General features: G+C 47.6%; 12 protein-coding genes. 5 read left to right on the top strand and 7 right to left on the bottom strand.

The window, feature by feature from the left end; all coding sequences use genetic code 11:
• The first annotated feature begins 112 nt into the window (after positions 1–112).
• Positions 113–469 carry a hypothetical protein gene (locus K4A83_RS18185; protein WP_265266082.1) on the top strand — a complete coding sequence of 119 codons (357 nt, stop codon included), beginning with the start codon at positions 113–115 and terminating at the stop codon, positions 467–469.
• Between the two features lie 9 nt (positions 470–478).
• Here K4A83_RS18185 and K4A83_RS18180 read toward each other — a convergent pair whose 3' ends face one another.
• From K4A83_RS18180 to K4A83_RS18155, 6 genes are all read right to left on the bottom strand, one after another.
• Positions 479–946 (bottom strand): chemotaxis protein CheW, encoded by a 468-nt coding sequence (locus K4A83_RS18180; RefSeq protein WP_265266081.1) that lies wholly within the window; start codon positions 944–946, stop codon positions 479–481.
• The gene (locus tag K4A83_RS18175) at positions 933–3,677 is read right to left on the bottom strand and encodes a hybrid sensor histidine kinase/response regulator (RefSeq protein WP_265266080.1); all 2,745 of its coding nucleotides are present in this window, start codon (positions 3,675–3,677) and stop codon (positions 933–935) included. Before K4A83_RS18175 ends, K4A83_RS18180 begins: the two co-directional genes overlap by 14 nt.
• 298 nt (positions 3,678–3,975) lie before the next feature.
• Positions 3,976–5,772, bottom strand: coding sequence for a methyl-accepting chemotaxis protein (locus tag K4A83_RS18170; protein WP_265266079.1), 1,797 nt, complete (start codon positions 5,770–5,772; stop codon positions 3,976–3,978).
• Complete coding sequence (locus K4A83_RS18165; protein ID WP_265266078.1) at positions 5,772–6,266, bottom strand: chemotaxis protein CheW; 495 nt, start codon at positions 6,264–6,266, stop codon at positions 5,772–5,774. The genes K4A83_RS18170 and K4A83_RS18165 overlap by 1 nt, the downstream gene beginning before the upstream one ends.
• 219 nt (positions 6,267–6,485) lie before the next feature.
• A complete protein-coding gene (locus K4A83_RS18160) occupies positions 6,486–6,854 on the bottom strand; it encodes a response regulator transcription factor (protein WP_265266077.1) in 369 nt (122 codons plus the stop codon).
• On the bottom strand, positions 6,851–7,270 hold the full coding sequence (locus K4A83_RS18155) for a response regulator (protein WP_265266076.1): 420 nt from the start codon (positions 7,268–7,270) through the stop codon (positions 6,851–6,853). Before K4A83_RS18155 ends, K4A83_RS18160 begins: the two co-directional genes overlap by 4 nt.
• A gap of 464 nt (positions 7,271–7,734) precedes the next feature.
• On the opposite strand from K4A83_RS18155, the gene K4A83_RS18150 reads away from it, so the two are divergent.
• The 3 genes from K4A83_RS18150 to galE all read left to right on the top strand — a co-directional run bounded on the left by K4A83_RS18150 (position 7,735) and on the right by galE (position 14,263).
• The gene (locus K4A83_RS18150; protein WP_265266075.1) at positions 7,735–9,597 is read left to right on the top strand and encodes a ShlB/FhaC/HecB family hemolysin secretion/activation protein; all 1,863 of its coding nucleotides are present in this window, start codon (positions 7,735–7,737) and stop codon (positions 9,595–9,597) included.
• A 354-nt stretch (positions 9,598–9,951) separates the two neighbouring features.
• Positions 9,952–13,227, top strand: a complete 3,276-nt coding sequence (locus K4A83_RS18145; protein WP_265266074.1) for an alpha-mannosidase — start codon at positions 9,952–9,954, stop codon at positions 13,225–13,227.
• 37 nt (positions 13,228–13,264) lie between these two features.
• Positions 13,265–14,263: a UDP-glucose 4-epimerase GalE gene (gene galE, locus K4A83_RS18140; RefSeq protein ID WP_265266073.1), complete on the top strand. Its 999-nt coding sequence runs from the start codon at positions 13,265–13,267 to the stop codon at positions 14,261–14,263.
• 106 nt (positions 14,264–14,369) lie between these two features.
• On the opposite strand, the gene K4A83_RS18135 is transcribed toward galE, so the two are convergent.
• Positions 14,370–15,620, bottom strand: a complete 1,251-nt coding sequence (locus K4A83_RS18135) for a bifunctional folylpolyglutamate synthase/dihydrofolate synthase (RefSeq protein ID WP_265266072.1) — start codon at positions 15,618–15,620, stop codon at positions 14,370–14,372.
• 362 nt (positions 15,621–15,982) lie between these two features.
• Between K4A83_RS18135 and K4A83_RS18130 the strand changes: the two genes are divergently transcribed.
• Positions 15,983–16,282, top strand: coding sequence for a sll1863 family stress response protein (locus K4A83_RS18130; protein ID WP_265266071.1), 300 nt, complete (start codon positions 15,983–15,985; stop codon positions 16,280–16,282).
• Positions 16,283–16,415: the final 133 nt, after the last annotated feature.

Below are 16,415 nucleotides of genomic sequence, written 5' to 3'. Positions count from 1 at the left end.
TCGCGGTCGGACAGCCCGTGATTCAAAATGCTTTCGGAGACGTTCTGTCGGGGTCAATTTCTGATTGGCTAGACAAGAGTCTATGAGGAAAGAATCCACTCGCCTTTAGGCAGTGGAGTGTCAAGATGCTAATGTATCCGGTCAAGTTGTGGGTGGAAATTGGGATGACAGTGCTTTTCGCTGGGAGGATGAACAGTTTTATAATCTCAATGATCTGGTGATAGGATGGCAGGGAAACCTAGTCGCTGCAACCGCTATCAATGATCACGGTCAAATATTAGCGATCGCCTCCCACACAAAAAATAGTAACCCCTTCGCAATCGGAACACCCGGACAAATCTATCTCCTAACACCTATATCGGACACAGAAACCCTCCCTTCCCCCAACACCATCCCCGAACCCCATACCCTTTGGGGACTACTCACCCTCAGTCTCCTGAGTTTCATCCAGAGAAAAAACACCCAGTGAGGGGGTAGTTCACACCCAAAATTTTCGATAAAAAATAATGCCCCCTTGTTCAGGATAAATCACTTGTTCAATGCCCTTTAGTTCTTGTTGGGTGTCGTAGGAAGGAGGAAGGGGCGCAAATTGAGGGAGCGGGATGTCTAAAACCTTGGGCATTTCGGTTAAGGGAATGCCGATATAGTCTGGGGTGGTTTGGCTGTGGGGATTATAACAAATCATTAGGTAAGGGGTGGAAGTGAGGGGGGGAATTTGGGGGAAATTTTCCTGAAGATTGAGGAGGGTAATGACATCCTCTTGATACTTGACTAAACTATGGCCGTTGTGAAGTTGTCCGTGGGGGGTGAAGTCGGTGACGATGCGCAATACTTGTTCAATGGCGATCGCATATTGTTCAGGACCCAAGCTGAAAACTAGCACCTTCTGGGTCGGGATAGGGGTTTGTTGCTTTTTGGCTTGAAAGCGTCGCTTAAAGTCCGTCATGGTTGAGAATTTCGCTCAAGGTGTCTAATAATTGCGCCTCATTATAGGGCTTGGTGAAATAGTGAACAGCCCCTAATTCCATCGCCCGTTGTCGGTGTTTGATGCCACTGCGGGAGGTGAGCATGGCTACGGGAATCTGTTGGAATTGGGGGTGGGTTTTCAGCTGTTCGAGCAGTTCAAAGCCATCTAGACGGGGCATTTCGATATCTGCAATCAGTAAATCACAAGGCATCCCCCCTTGCAGTTTTTCCCAAGCCTCTTGACCATCTTTCGCTAACTCCACCTGATAGCGGGCGCGTTTTAAGGTGAGGGCGAGGAGTTGGCGGATGGTGTAGGAATCATCCACCACGAGGATATGAGGGGCGCTAGGGGTGATGCGGGGGGTGTCGAGGGTAGAAACTTCATGAATGGGGATTTCCGCCGGATTTTGGGGGTTAAAGTCGCCAATCAGTTCGTCAATGTCCAGAATCAGAATCACGGAACCATCACCTAAAATGGTGGTGCCAAGGATGCCGTGGGGTTTGGGTAAGGGGGCGGGGAGGGGTTTGACGACAATTTCCTGTTGCCCGATCATCCGTTCTACCGCAATGGCTAAAATTCCCTCATCACAGGTTAACACGACCACCGGGATTTTATCTTGGGTCAGGGGATCCGGGGAAGGTTCATCACTCAGGGGTAAGGCGTAGTGAATTAAGTCCTGTAAGCGGGCAAGGCGGATGAATTCAGAACGCCACCCTAACATGGATTGGCTACCCGCCATTTGTAAATCCTCACCGTCAACATAAAGCAATTCTTCCACGGCATCGAGGGGAATGGCGAGGGTGTTGTGTTCTACTCGCACTAGGAGGGCGTTGGTAATGGAGAGGATGAGGGGCAATTTCAGGATGAAGGTAGTGCCTTTACCCTGTCGCGAGTCCAGTTTAACGCTGCCGCGCACTTGACGGAGACTACTGCGCACAACATCTAAACCAACTCCCCGGCCCGATAGGGAGGTGGTGGTGTCGGTGGTACTGAATCCGGGCCAAAAGAGTAAGTCATACAGATCGGTGAGGGGGAGAGAGGCCGCTTGTTCGGGGGTGATGAAACCCTTGTTAATGGCGGTTTGCCGGATTTGTTCGGGATCAATACCCCGGCCGTCATCCTGAATGGTAATAATGGTTTGCCCTCCTTGGTGATAGGCGGCAATTTCAATCTGTCCGGTGGGGGGTTTGCCTAGTTTTTCCCGTTCTGGGGGGGGTTCTATCCCATGATCAAAGGCGTTGCGTAACAGGTGTAACAGGGGCATCCGCAGGGCATCGACGAGACTTTCATCAATTTTGGTGTCTCGCCCTAATAACAGCAGATTTACGTCTTTGTGGTGGAGGCGGCTGAGTTCTCGCAGGGCGCGGGAGAGGTGATCGACGCAGCGACTAAAGGGAACAACGCGCAGTTGAATGACTTTGGTGCGCAATTGTTCGGTAATGCGTCGTAAGTGATCGGTGCTGTGATCGAGTTGGCTGGCGAGTTCGTCGATTTTTCCGGCGGAGTGGGCGATCGCACCTGTGGTTTCAATCACAGATTGAGCGGTACTATGGAACTCGCTATATTCGTCCATTTCTAAGGGATCTAAACCATGAACGGGGGCAGGTTTCGGGGGATTTTCTCCCCGTTCTACACTCAAACGATCATACTCCTCCCGCAGTTCACTGCCAAACTGATTTAACTCAAAAATACGGCATCGAATGCGTTTCGCTTCCGCTTTCAGTTGGGTTTCTTGGGCTTCTAATTGGGTGCGATTAATCACCAATTCCCCCACTAAATTCACCAACTCGGTTAGGTGTTCTAAATCTACGCGAATGGTGGGGCGTTGCCAAGGGGTGGGGGGGGAGGATTCTTCTAAAACAATCGGCGGAGATTCTACGGGCTGAGGGGTTACGGTCATTTTTGACTCAGCAAGGTTGGGTTTTTGACCAACAGGTTTTAGGGCAGTTTCTCTCGCTTTTTCCTGTAAAATAGCCTGCCTTGCCTTTTCCAGTTCCTGCACAATTTTCCAGCCCCGTTGCTGAAATTCATCTAAGCTTAAATCTGATTGTTCTAATAAGGCTTCGAGGGGGGTTAAAAGTTCACTAAATTTGTCAATTTGCAAAACGCCCGCCATACCCGACAGGTTATAGTAAATTTGGTTTAAAGCACAGAGGGTTTTGTCTAAGTCCTCCTCTTTAACTTGGGATACTTCGGTTTCAAAACGGCTTAAAATAGGAACAATTTCTTGAGCAAAAATAGTCTGAACTAAATCATTATTAAGGGGACTTTCTCCTAGCCATGATTCCCTTTCTTCCTCACAAAACTCCTGTTCTAGCTTTTGTTTAATCTGCTGAAAAATGGTTAAGGTTTCTGGGGCAGGGGGTTGATGTTGGCTCGCCTGTTGGAGTAGAATTTTAAGTTGATCAATGCCCCGTAATAGTTGGTTGAACAGGTCTAGAGACAAATCGGCTAAGTTAGTGCGATCGCGCAACAGAGCAAAACTATCCTCTAACAAGTGCGCCCCCTCCGACAGGCAGTCAAAACCAAACATCGCCGCCCCCCCTTTAATAGAATGAGCCGCCCGGAACAGCCTTTTCACCACCTCCAAGCGTTCCGCTACGGAATCACTTTCTTCCATTTGTAATAAATCGTCTTCCATTCCCTGCAAAAAGTCTTGACTTTCTGCTAGAAATGTGTTTTCAACTGTTTTTAAATCATCATGGTTCATTTTGTTATTTCAAACCCAATCTTTCAATCAATTTGTTGGGTTTCGCTATCGCTTCACCCAACCTACATGGGAATACATTAGAGTTCATCTTGTTATTTTACCCCCCCCATTTTTAAATCAATTTGTTGGGTTTCGCTATCGCTTCACCCAACCTACAAGAGACTACATTAGGGTTTGCTGAATAAGTCCGGGGGTCGGGGGGAGAGGGGAATTTATAATTGATAATTGTTCCCCATTCCTCATTCCCTATTACCTATTCCCTATTCCCTATTCCCTGTTCCCTATTCCCTATCTAGAGTTAAGATTGAAACTTCGTCACAGAGCGTTGTAACTCTTTTACCGCACTCCCTAAACTATCTAAAGAATGGGTGACATTTTGTACCTTTTGGGTCGTATTTAACGCAATTCGACTTACCCCCCCCATACTGCCAGAAATCTCCTCCGCAAAAACCACCTGACGACTCGCCGCTTGGGTAATATGTTGAATTAACTCATTCATTTCTCGACTCACCTCAATGATTTGACTTAAATGAGTCTTCGCTTGCGCCGCTAATTGAGTCCCTTCCACCACCTCCTGAGTCCCCGTTTCCATCGCCTCCATCACACTCCCAATTTCCTTCTGAATCGCCCCCACAATCTCCGAAATTTCCTCCGTCGCCTCAGCCGAACGTTCCGCTAACTTGCGCACTTCCTCCGCCACCACCGCAAAGCCTAATCCCTGTTCCCCCGCCCTTGCCGCTTCAATGGTGGCATTCAAAGCCAACAAATTCGTCTGGGAAGCAATTTGAGAAATAGACGTGACAATTTTCCCCACCTGTTGGGAAGACTCCCCGAGGCGTTTCATCATCTTGGCCGTGTCAGCAATAGTACGCCTCAACTCATTAATCCCTTGTACAGCGCGGTCTACCGCCTCTCCCCCAGCCTCCGCCGTGCTAGCCGACTCCTGCGCCACCTCAGCCGCTCGTTGTGCCGCGTTGGAGACTTCCTTAATCGAGGCCACCATCTGTTCTACTTGTTTTAAAGATTCCTCAATTTGCGTAGCCTGAACGGTGGCCTGGTCTACTAACTCGGATGTATTCGTAATAGAATCGGACACCCCTTGATTCACTTCTGCGGCCAACGTTTGAATCCCATTGACCACCTTGCGTAACTCACTGACTAAATAATTAAAGGAGTCGGCAACAGCCCCTAAAATATCATTAGTCACTTGCGCTTTAACGGTTAAATCCCCCCGCGCTGCCCCTTTAATTTCTCCTAATAACCTCACCACTTGTTGAGTTAAAGAATCAGCTTCCGCTTGCCGTTCAGCCGCAATTTTTTCTAAGCGTGTTTCGGCTTCTTTGCGCTCACTCACATCAATTCCCATCACCGCCACTAAAACTGAGCCATCAGTGTCTTGAAAGGGATAGTGATGGATTTGATACTGTTTCTGATTGGTCGGGTTTTGCCACTCCCACATCTGAGCTTGTTGACTGGTTATAACCTGTCGGGTGCGACTTTCGGCGGGCGGTTTATTGTTGCTACTGCCGAACTCTTCCCGAAACTGGCGATTCGTAAAATTAACTTGATTATCGGCCCCTTCTAAATAGAAAAAAGCGGGTAAACCATCCAGTAAGGAAAAAAGCCGTTCTCGCTCTAGTTTTAAGGCAATTTCTGCCTTTTCTCGTTCTAAGACTTCTTTCTGTAACACATCATTAAGGGCTTCTAGTTCGGCGGGACTTTTAAAGGATAAAGCTTGGGGCAAAAATGGCACCATCTCAAAGGCAGTATAAACCGAAACCAGAGCGCAAAAGCCTTTGATTCCTCCTGATACCCAATAGTTAGGAAACCACAGAGTCCAAATACCCATAACATGAGTTAATCCACAGGATATAATAAAAGCCCCGAACAATAAAATTAAGCGAGAAAAGGGTAAATCTGTGCGTTTTCTGACGAAATAAATCAACAGGATGGGGATGGAAAAATAGGAGAGGGCAATTAAGGCATCTGAGAGAACGTGCAAACTGATGAGTTGAGGTTTCCAGAGGAAGCACGTCCCATGAGGCATAAACTCCCCACTGAAAAAGGAATTCACGGTTTCAATCAAATCACTCATTACACTTTTAAGGGTTGGGTGTTAGATAGGAATTTTTGGGCGATCGCCTCAGATTCGAGTATCATCAACAAACGATGATGATGATCGTAGAGTCCTCGTAAAATTGGGACTAATGCCTCCCCGACTTCTAAATGAGAGACAATTTGTTCCGGGTACAAACTTTGGACTCCCTCCACTTGGGCCACAGCAATCCCCATGCGGATTCTCGGCAGTTGCACGTCTTGGGGATGGGGTAATTCCACTACCAAAATTCGCGCCTGCTCATCCTGAATTTTTACCGCTTCTTCCCCTATAAAGCAACCAAAATCTGTCACTGTAATAATCTCTCCCCGCAAATTAGTCAAACCCAACACAAAAGCCAAGGTATTGGGAACCGGGGTAATCTGTTGTCCAGCAAGTCTTAAGACTTCGCGGACGGCTTTTAGTTCAATGGCAAAGGCACTTTGTCCTTGGGTAAATAGGACATACTGTTGCTGAGAACTGGCTGGGTTCACTTTACTTCAAAGTCAGGATTTTTAAGTCAAGATTTTGTGTCACTATAGCGTTTCCATTTGAGTTTTGTAATCCACAAGGGAAAGCAAAAGGAACACCGGATCTGGGAACAGGGAACAGTATACAAGGCTTACAAGGCGCTTGAAGTATTATGAGAAACTTCTCTGAGAGTTTATCAATGATTGGGAAACGCTATATAGCAAACCTTGCCCAGAAATGCCTTAAGCCATTAATAAACGATTGACAATTTCCCGTAATTGTTGAGGGTCAAACGGTTTTGCAACGTAAGCATCTGCCCCTAAATCCATTCCCCAAGTTTTATCAATGTCTGTGTCTTTTTGAGAGCAAAAAACAACGGGAAGTTTTTCGGTTTTTGGATTGCCTCGAATTTCACGAATAACCTCAAAACCATTAATTTTGGGCATTATGACATCCAAAACAACCAGATCTGGCTTTTCTTGTTCGATTAAAGTTAATGCTTCATCTCCATTTTTTGCCTGTAAAACATGGTAATTTTCAGGGGCAAAAACTTGAGTGATGGCTTCTAATTCAGCACTTAAGTCATCAACAACTAAAATTTTAGGTTTCATACTTTAGCCACCTTGGGAATTAGGGTTTCAATGGTTTGAACCAGATGTTTCGGGTCAAAGGGTTTGGTTAGATATTCCGATGCACCGGCCATTTTTCCCTCTAGCTTGTCTGATAAGCTATTCCGTGATGTCACCATGATGATGGGTAAATTTTTGTATAGGGCATTCTTGCGAATAATACGGCACAGTTCTAATCCATCTACCCCGGGCAAGGAAATATCTAATAGCATTAAATTGACTTTTTCATGGTACAGAATGCCTAGAGCCTCTACCGTATTACTGGCCGTAAAAACTTGATATTTTGCCTTAAGAATTTGTCGGATCAGGTCTTGGATAGCAATACTGTCATCAACGGCTAATACTTTAGGTACTATTAAATCCGAGGACTGCTCAGGGGGGGGCTTCATTGGACTCATAATCTTTTTGCCTCTTGATGAGAACTCCTTTATGTCGGGAGGAATTATTCACTACAGTCCATGAACTCTAGCATTTTCATCATACAAGACTTTACTAAAAAGTGTTGAGTGTATTTATGCTTTTTTACAATTAATTAGTATATTTTTAGGATGGGCTGGTTATGAGGGTGGAGGATAAGCAAAGAGGGGAAGACACAAACCCTTACTGTGACCTGAATAGGACTTGCAGAATACAGCCGGATGCTAAAGGCAACTAGAAGCCAACGTTTTCAGTACGCCCTAAATAGGGGGGAATGTTAGCTGTCTGTGGAGTGAGGGTGTTAGGATAGGCGATGAGTTGGTTTAGCGGGTTTGTTGCCCGGTTTTTCGGCTTACTGTTAGAGGTGGGCTTTGGGGATTGGCTATAATCTACAAACCTAATGAGTACAATCGGGAATAGGTGGTTAGACAGTGAGGAGTTGTTCATGAAATTTACTACGAATGATCTAGCTAACAATCAGCCCCTAGTTTATAGTTTTTCGCTCTGGCAGGTTCTGTTAATCACGGGATTATTCTGGGGACTGGTGTTAGAAAGAAGTGGGGATGGGGCTACTTTTTTCTCTGAAGAAATGGAAAAAAGTCTGATAAGTCAGCCCGTGTTACAAGCCCAGACTACGAATTTTTTCCGTCTGCAATTGTCCCAGCTTCCTACTTTTTTACGGGTACAAAATGATAACCAAGACCGTTTTATCCAACCGCCTCCTACTCCTTTAGAACCTCTTGAGCCTGATTCGGAGGGAATCACACCGGAGGAGGAAATTCCGATTCCCCCGGTTCCTACTCCCCAACCGATGGAGGGGGAGATTCAGGTGAATTCCATTTCCTTGGAAGGGAGTAGTATTTTCTCTGAGGAGGATTTCGCGGAGAGTTTTCGCCCGTTTATTGGTCAGCGCGTGACTATGGAATCTCTGCAACAGTTGGGGGATTTGGTGACGGAACGCTATTTAGAGTTGGGTTATATCACGTCTAGGGCGGTTTTGGACTCGGATTCGATTGTGGGGGGCAATATTCGTGTACAGGTTGTGGAGGGGGGTATTGAGGAGATTCAAGTGGAGGGACTGCGGCGACTGAAACCTCACTATATCCGCCGTCGTGTGGCTTTGGGGGCGCGAACTCCTCTGAATACGGCAGATTTAGAGAATCAATTACGATTGTTGCGGGCGGATACGCTGTTAGATAATGTGGAGGCGAGTTTACGCACGGGGACGCAGGCGGGACAGAGTATTTTGGTGGTGCGGGTGACGGAGGCGAGTAATTTTCGGGGGACGGCGTTTAGTGATAATTATTCTCCGGCTAGTGTGGGGTCGGAACGCATTGGGACGCGATTGAATTATTATAATTTGTCGGGTTTGGGGGATGTGTTGGGGGTGGAGTTGACGCGCACGGCACAGGGGGGGTCAAATACGTTGGATTGGAATTATCGCATTCCGGTTAATGCGATGAATGGGACGTTTCAAGTGCGAAATTCGTTTAATACGAATCAGGTTATTCTGAGTACGGATATTTTTGATATTCGGGGCAATACGCAACTGTATGAGTTGAGTTTCCGACAACCTCTGGTGCGGAGTCCTCGGGAGGAGTTTGCTCTGTCGTTGGGGTTTACTTATCAACAGGGACAGACGTTTACGATTTTTGGTCCGACTCCTATTGGGATTGGGGCTGAGGAGGATGGCCGCACGAGAACCAGTGTGATTAAGTTTGGACAGGATTATACGCGACGGGATGCTCAGGGGGCTTGGGCGCTGCGATCGCAATTTAGTTTCGGGGTGGATGTGTTGAATGCTACGGTTAACCCTAGCCCCATTCCCGATACTCGTTTTGTCAGTTGGTTAGGGCAAATCCAACGGGTACAAGTGGTTAACCCGAATTACTTTATTATTGCGGGGTTAGATTTACAATGGGCTTCTAAGCCCCTGTTACCGTCTCAGCAGTTTGTTGTCGGGGGAGGACAATCGGTGCGGGGGTATCGCCAAAATGTCCGCACGGGGGACAATGGTTTGCGTTTTTCGGTGGAGAATCGGTTCACGGTGTTACGGGATGAGGGGGGAGATCCCATGTTAATCCTGGCTCCTTTTGCGGATGTGGGCTATGTGTGGAATAACAGTAATAATCTCATCGGACCGGTGGATCAATCGTTTGTGGCTGGGGTGGGGTTAGGTTTGTTGTGGCAACCGATCTCGGGGTTAAATATTCGCTTGGATTATGGCTATCCTCTGATTCGACTGCGCGATCGCGGCAATAATGCCCAAGATGATGGTCTGTACTTTAATGTGATCTTACAGTTTTAAGCTTCTATTCACAATTTAACAGTTTGGGGATGGGGGGTGTGACCCCCTCTTGTATCAAAAAATTCTGGAATTGTCAAGGGTAGAAATAGGATTGAATCCCCGTGAAATCTCCCTTGGCAGTTAGAGGGGGATCTGTCATTATGGGGAGTACCATAATTAAACCCACTCACCTGATTTCTCCTGATCTGAATAGGAGTCAGGTGTTTTTATTTGCCGAATTCCCTAGGGTTATTGATTTTTTCATGCTCATTTAATCAGGACTGGCTATCGTTTGGTCGTGAATTGTTGGGTTTCGCTGTCGCTCCACCCAACCTACAGATAGATAACATTATAGATCCAACCCGCTTAAAAAAGATGTCTATTATTGCTCAACTCAAAGAGTTAACGGAACAAGATATTAAGGGCAGTTGGCGAAATTATCAAGGGGAAGATAGTCCCTTTCATCTGACGGCTGAAGAATGGGAAGGTTTGCCCATTGCATCTTTAAATGATAAGGGATATATCGTCTGGGAAGCTGGGCATCAAGTGCAATGGTTAGGGCAAACTATTGTGATTCCTTCTGCCTTAAATGGCTATCCTTTAGATGGGTTAGAATTGCGCTTATGTTTAACGTGGTGGTCAGAAAATGCGCAGGTTTTTGTCAATGGTCAGTTAGTCCAAGAGGGGGATTTATTTGACTCGTCAGCGCGGGTTTTACTCACATCTCAAGCCCAAGTGGGGGATAGTTTTTTAGTCTGTCTTCGTTTGGTCAGTCCCGGTCATGATATTGGGGGATTAATGCGCTCTCTTTGTGTGTATGAAAATCCCCAAGGGATTGATCCGGGTTTTGTCGCCCATGAGTTGGAAATTTTACAAAATTATTGGCAAAGGTTTACGCCAGAACGGATGGAGAAGTGGCAAGAAGCGGTGGGGTTAATTGATTGGCATAAGGTGGGCAACCAAGGGGCGTTTCATGGGCAGTTAGAAGGGGTGAGAAATGCTCTGAAAGTGTATAGTGTTGAGATGAAGGAACGCTGTTTTTATGTGATGGGTCATGCTCATTTAGATATGGCTTGGCTGTGGGAATTAGGCGAAACCTATGAGGTGGCAAGGCGTACTTTTTCCTCGGTTCTTCGGTTACAAGAGGAGTTTCCTGAGTTGACGTTTTGCCATACTAGCCCCATTTTATATGAGTGGATGGAAAAACATCATCCAGAGTTGTTTACGGCTATTCAAGAGGCGGTGAGAGGGGGGAGATGGGATGTTTTAGGGGGGATGTGGGTTGAACCGGATGTGAATTTAGTGTCTGGGGAGTCGATTCTCCGGCAGTTATTATATGGTCAGGAGTATATTAAAAGTCGCTTTGGGGAGATTACTAAAGTGGCTTGGTTGACGGATAGTTTTGGGTTTAATGGTCAGTTACCCCAGTTATTAAATGCGGGGGGAATTGAGTATTTTGTGACGCAAAAGTTGCACTGGAATGATAGCACGGAGTTCCCCTATGGGGCGTTTTGGTGGGAGTCTCCCGACGGGACGCGGGTGTTTACGTTGATGTCTCCTCCGAATGTTACGGGGGTGATGGATACTCACCCGATTACTATGACGAATTATGGGGTGAAGTGGGAGGCACAAACGGGGTTGAAAGCGGTGTTTTGGTTGCCGGGGGTGGGGGATCATGGGGGAGGCCCGACAAGGGATATGTTGGCGGTACAAAAACGTTGGCAAGGATCGCCTTTTTTTCCTCGGATTCGCTTTACAAAAGCGGCGGATTATTTAGGGTTGATTCGAGACTTGTTGGGTATCCCCCCTAACCCCCCTTTGGAAGGGGGGGAAAGAGGGAGTATTCCCCCTTTGGAAGGGGGGGAAAGAGGGAGTATTCCCCCTTTGGAAGGGGGGGAAAGAGGGTGTATTTCTCCTTTGGAAGGGGGGGAAAGAGGGAGTATTCCCCCTTTGGAAGGGGAGAAAATAGAGGAGGGGGGAACTATTCCGGTGTGGAAGGATGAGTTATATTTAGAGTTTCATCGGGGATGTTATACCACTCATGGGGAGCAAAAATGGTTCAATCGGCGCTGTGAGGGGTTATTGTATCAGGGGGAGTTGTTGGCGAGTTTGGCGAGTTTATTGGTGGGGGTAGATTTTCCTCGGAAGGAGTTAGAAGGGGCTTGGAAGGAGGTATTATTAAATCAGTTTCATGATATCTTGCCGGGGACTTCGATTCCGGAGGTGTTTGCGGAGGCTAATTTAGGTTGGAAAAGGGCGATCGCATCTACGGAAAAAATGATCACCTCTTCCCTCTCCTATCTTACAGCCCATCTGTCTTTCCCCCCCCCGCCCCAACCCGGTGCCAAACCGTTTGTTGTGTTTAATGGGTTAAACTGGAGGCGATCGCAGATCATCCCCCTTTCCTGCGACACTGGACAGGTGCTAGACTCTCAGGGTCAGATCCTACCCTGTCAACCAGTTAATCCCCACACTCTGTTATTTGACGCTTCCGATGTACCGGGGGTGGGATATCGTGTCTTTTGGTGGGTAGAGGAAGCAAGGGAAGAGTCTCCCCACTCCCCCATATCTCCCCCAGGGGTGGCAACGGAAAACTACTGCTTAGAAAATCCTTGGCTCAACGTGCAAATCTCTAGCACAACGGGTGATATTTGTCAAGTTTTTCACAAAATCCAACAGCAGGAAATTCTGCGGGGTGCGGGGAATCAACTGCAATTTTTCCGAGATGAGGGACAATATTGGGATGCTTGGAATATTGACCCCAACTATGAACAGTATCCCTTACCGGGGGCGGAATTAAAGGCCATTGAGTGGATAGAAAACGGGCCAGTGCGATGGCGTTTACGGGTGATTCGTCAATTCAACCAATCCCAATTTACCCAAGACTACATCCTAGAGGCCACATCCCCCATCCTACACATCGAAACCACCGTAGACTGGCAAGAACGCCATGTTTTAGTCAAAGCGGCCTTTCCCCTTAACTTAGAGGCCAACTTTGCCAGTTATGAAATGGCCTGTGGGACCATTGAACGCACCACCAAACCCAGCACCCCCCAAGAAAAAGCCAAATGGGAAGTTCCCGCCCTCAACTGGGCTGATTTAAGCGACAATCAAGGGGAATGGGGGGTCAGTTTGCTCAATAATGGCAAATATGGTTATGATGCGAAACCTGACTGTTTACGTCTCACCCTGTTACGCAGTCCCCAATGGCCTCATCGGGATGCCGATCGTAAGATTCATCATTTTACCTACTCCCTCTATCCCCATCAAGGTCAATGGCAAGAAGCCAAAACAGTTCATCGCGGGTATGAACTCAATCTCCCGCTTTTGGTGTCTCCTCTCCTCTCTTCTACTTCCTGCTCCTCGACTTCCCCAGAGAGTCAAACCTTCTTCACTCTAGGGGGAGATAACTTAGTCTTGATGGCTTTTAAACCCACGGAAACCGAGGGAGATGGCTATATTGCGCGCTTTTATGAAGCTTACGGCCAAGAGACAACTACCCCATGTCACAATACCCTGAATCTTATCCCCACTCATGGGGTCAACGCCTTAGAAGTTCCCCAGGGTGAACTGGAAAATGGTGTTTTGAGGGTTCATCCTTGGCAGATTGTTAGTGTGAAGTTGGTAGGGGACAGTAAAATGAACTTGTAGTTTGTTTCGCTGAACCATTCCCCCCCAAGCAAGGATTATGACAGACACAAAACCCACCATCTTAGTCACTGGAGGCGCTGGTTATATTGGCTCTCATGCCGTGCTAGAACTGAAAAAAGCCGGGTATCCTGTGATTATTTTGGATAACTTGGTTTACGGTCATCGGGAGTTAGTCGAGGAAGTCCTAGGGGTAGAGTTGATGGTGGGGGATACTTGCGATCGCACCCTACTCACTCACCTGTTCCAAACCCACCCCATCGGCGCAGTCATGCACTTTGCGGCCTATGCCTATGTGGGGGAATCCGTCGCCGACCCCGGCAAATATTACCAGAATAACGTGGTCGGCACTCTCACCCTCCTCGAAGCCATGCGGGAGGTCGGAATTAACAAATTCGTCTTTTCCTCCACCTGTGCCACCTACGGGATGCCAGAAGTCCTCCCCATTCCCGAAGATCACCCCCAAGCACCCATCAATCCCTACGGTACCAGTAAACTGATGGTTGAACAAATCCTCAGCGATTATAGCCAAGCTTACGAGTTTAACTCCGTCCGCTTTCGCTACTTTAACGCTGCCGGGGCCGACCGTAGTGGCAAACTAGGGGAAGATCATAACCCCGAAACCCATTTAATCCCCCTCACCCTTGATGCGGCAATGGGAAAACGGGAGAGTATTTCCATTTTCGGCACCGACTACCCCACCCCCGATGGGACTTGTATCCGGGATTATATCCACGTCACCGATTTAGCCAGCGCTCATCTGTTGGGGTTAGAATACTTGCTCAAAGGGGGGGAAACGGCCATGTTCAATCTGGGCAATGGCAATGGTTTCTCGGTGCGAGAGGTGATTGACACCGTGAAGCGCATCACCGGACGGGATTTTAAAGTGGTAGAATGCGATCGCCGTCCCGGAGATCCCCCCATCTTAGTCGGCAGTAGCGAGAAAGCGCGTAAAATCCTCCACTGGACCCCCCAATATGCCGATCTAGATGTCATTATTGCCGATGCTTGGCAATGGCATCAAAGCCGACATCTATGATGATTAAGACCCCGCCGCTCCTTGACCCCCGCCTGTTCCGAGGTGGGGGAATGCGTCGCTAACCCCGTTCAAAAAACGGATCAATGATTGGAGCCTAGGGCGGACTTTAACCTTTAGCGAAAAAGTACCCCAACAAATACAACGAGCCACACAAAACGACCGTATTCCTGCCCTGTAAGGCTCTCTCCAGCGCGGGGAACAAGTCGGGATAGGTTTCACAGACCAGTAACTCTGGACAGATTTGGCGCGCTAATTTGGCTAATTCTAAGGGGTTCGCATAACTGTGACCTGGAACCGGCACAAGGTAGAGTTCATCCTGGGGGTGTAAGAGTGCTTCAAAAATTTTATCGTGTTCCTTGGTACTCAACATTCCCATCACCCAAGTGATCGGTTGGGGAAGAGTCTGCACATAGTTCCCCAAGGCCTGGGCCGAGGCCGGATTATGCGCTCCATCGATTAAGAATTCATGACCCCGCCAAGTTATCCATTGCAATCGTCCGGGCCAACGAGTGCGGGAAATTCCTTGAGTGATGGCCTCGTCAGATATAGACCAGCCTTGCTGTTGGAGTGCTTCAATGGCGGCAATGGCGATCGCAGAATTCCACAACTGCACCTCTCCAGCTAAGGGTAACTCATACTCTAAAACCTTCCCCCCCTTGTGATAGATTGCCCTCATCTCCCCCTCCTTCTGCGCCGGATTCACCCACCGCGTCGGACAATTTAAGGCGGCTACCTTCTCCTCAATCACCGGACGCGCTTCCGAGGGGATTTGACCTAAAATAGCCTGACACCCGGCCTTGAGGATTCCGGCCTTTTCTGCCGCAATTTTGGGGAGAGTATCCCCTAGAACTTGCCAGTGTTCGCGACTGAGGGATGTAATAATAGTGACTAAAGGGCGATCGCATACATTCGTCGCATCCAAACGACCCCCTAATCCCACCTCAATCACCCCAATATCCACCTCCCGTTCCGCCAAAAACAACCAACTCGCCGCCGTAAACACCTCAAACAGCGTCGGAGTCTCCGCCATTCCTGCCACAACCTCCCCCACCCGCACCAAGACATCCGTCAACTGTTCCGTCGTAATCGGTTTTTCCTCCACATAAACCCGTTCCGTCCAATCCACCAAATGAGGAGAAGTATAACGCCCCACCCGATAACCCGCCTCCGTTAAAATAGACGACAAATAGGCACAAACCGAACCCTTACCATTCGTCCCCGCCACATGAACAATCGGCACCCGCTCTTGAGGATTATTGAGCCGCTCAAGCAACGTTTTCATCCGCTCTAAGCCAAGATTTACCCCAAAGCGTTGATAGGGTTCTAATAATTGATCAATACTAACCACAGGCTTCATAAAACAAGTGAATAATAGGAGAATTCTACTCTATCAGATTTGGAGTATCCCTAAACAGTAAAAGAGAGTAGGCCCGAGATTATCATTTAGGTTGAACAGGAATTCCTGTCATCCCGAAACACCCTCTTTGAATAGAAAACAGTCCTCAATTCCCTAGTCCCTATTCCCCACAGAGCCATTACTGCTAGTCCCACCGATTGAGTAACCCGATCTTCCGCCATCCATCAGATTTCATAGGATTACAATATCCGCTAAACCCTTGAAAAAACAGGACATCAGCCCGCTCAATATTCATCGAATTTGCAAAAAAATGAAAAAATTGTTATAATGAAAGGGAAGTCAAAATGAGGTAAATTGACCAGATGGTTAATCAACTCGACCAAAAACAAGCTTATCGTCAAAAAGTTGCAGCGCAACTAGACAAAATCAACGCTCAGATTGACGAACTCAAGGCAAAAGCCAATCAAGTGAAAGCCGATCGTGAAATAGAATTTAATAGCACCATCGAAGAATTAGCCAGCAAGCGAGATGCTGCCCAAAAGAAACTAGAAGAGCTACAAAACTCCGGCGAAGATGCTTGGCAAGAAATGCAAAGCGGCTTTGAAAACGCTTGGAATGACTTAAATAGTGCTTGGCAAAAAGCAACATCTAAATTCCAGTAAACAGGAGTGAACTACCCCACCCTGCCGTTGGCGAGGATGGGGCTTCCTGATTCAACGGGAACTGCATCCAACAAAACCGATGTTTTGCCAGGTTGTCTTACACTCCCTCCCCAGGCAGTATCGCTGGTTCCCA

This window comes from Spirulina subsalsa FACHB-351, from assembly GCF_026130165.1.
Classification (GTDB): domain Bacteria; phylum Cyanobacteriota; class Cyanobacteriia; order Cyanobacteriales; family Spirulinaceae; genus Spirulina_A; species Spirulina_A subsalsa_A.
Note: the sequence above shows the minus strand (reverse complement) of the source record. Positions and strands in the feature narration are given on the sequence as shown.

What these genes read in the sequence shown, in the direction of transcription:
- K4A83_RS18180 (WP_265266081.1), bottom strand. Translation starts at nt 946, where the DNA reads ATGACGGACTTTAAGCGACGCTTTCAAGCCAAAAAGCAACAAACCCCT.
- K4A83_RS18175 (WP_265266080.1), bottom strand. Translation starts at nt 3,677, where the DNA reads ATGAACCATGATGATTTAAAAACAGTTGAAAACACATTTCTAGCAGAA.
- K4A83_RS18170 (WP_265266079.1), bottom strand. Translation starts at nt 5,772, where the DNA reads ATGAGTGATTTGATTGAAACCGTGAATTCCTTTTTCAGTGGGGAGTTT.
- K4A83_RS18160 (WP_265266077.1), bottom strand. Translation starts at nt 6,854, where the DNA reads ATGAAACCTAAAATTTTAGTTGTTGATGACTTAAGTGCTGAATTAGAA.
- K4A83_RS18155 (WP_265266076.1), bottom strand. Translation starts at nt 7,270, where the DNA reads ATGAGTCCAATGAAGCCCCCCCCTGAGCAGTCCTCGGATTTAATAGTA.
- K4A83_RS18150 (WP_265266075.1), top strand. Translation starts at nt 7,735, where the DNA reads ATGAAATTTACTACGAATGATCTAGCTAACAATCAGCCCCTAGTTTAT.
- K4A83_RS18145 (WP_265266074.1), top strand. Translation starts at nt 9,952, where the DNA reads ATGTCTATTATTGCTCAACTCAAAGAGTTAACGGAACAAGATATTAAG.
- galE (WP_265266073.1), top strand. Translation starts at nt 13,265, where the DNA reads ATGACAGACACAAAACCCACCATCTTAGTCACTGGAGGCGCTGGTTAT.
- K4A83_RS18135 (WP_265266072.1), bottom strand. Translation starts at nt 15,620, where the DNA reads ATGAAGCCTGTGGTTAGTATTGATCAATTATTAGAACCCTATCAACGC.
- K4A83_RS18130 (WP_265266071.1), top strand. Translation starts at nt 15,983, where the DNA reads ATGGTTAATCAACTCGACCAAAAACAAGCTTATCGTCAAAAAGTTGCA.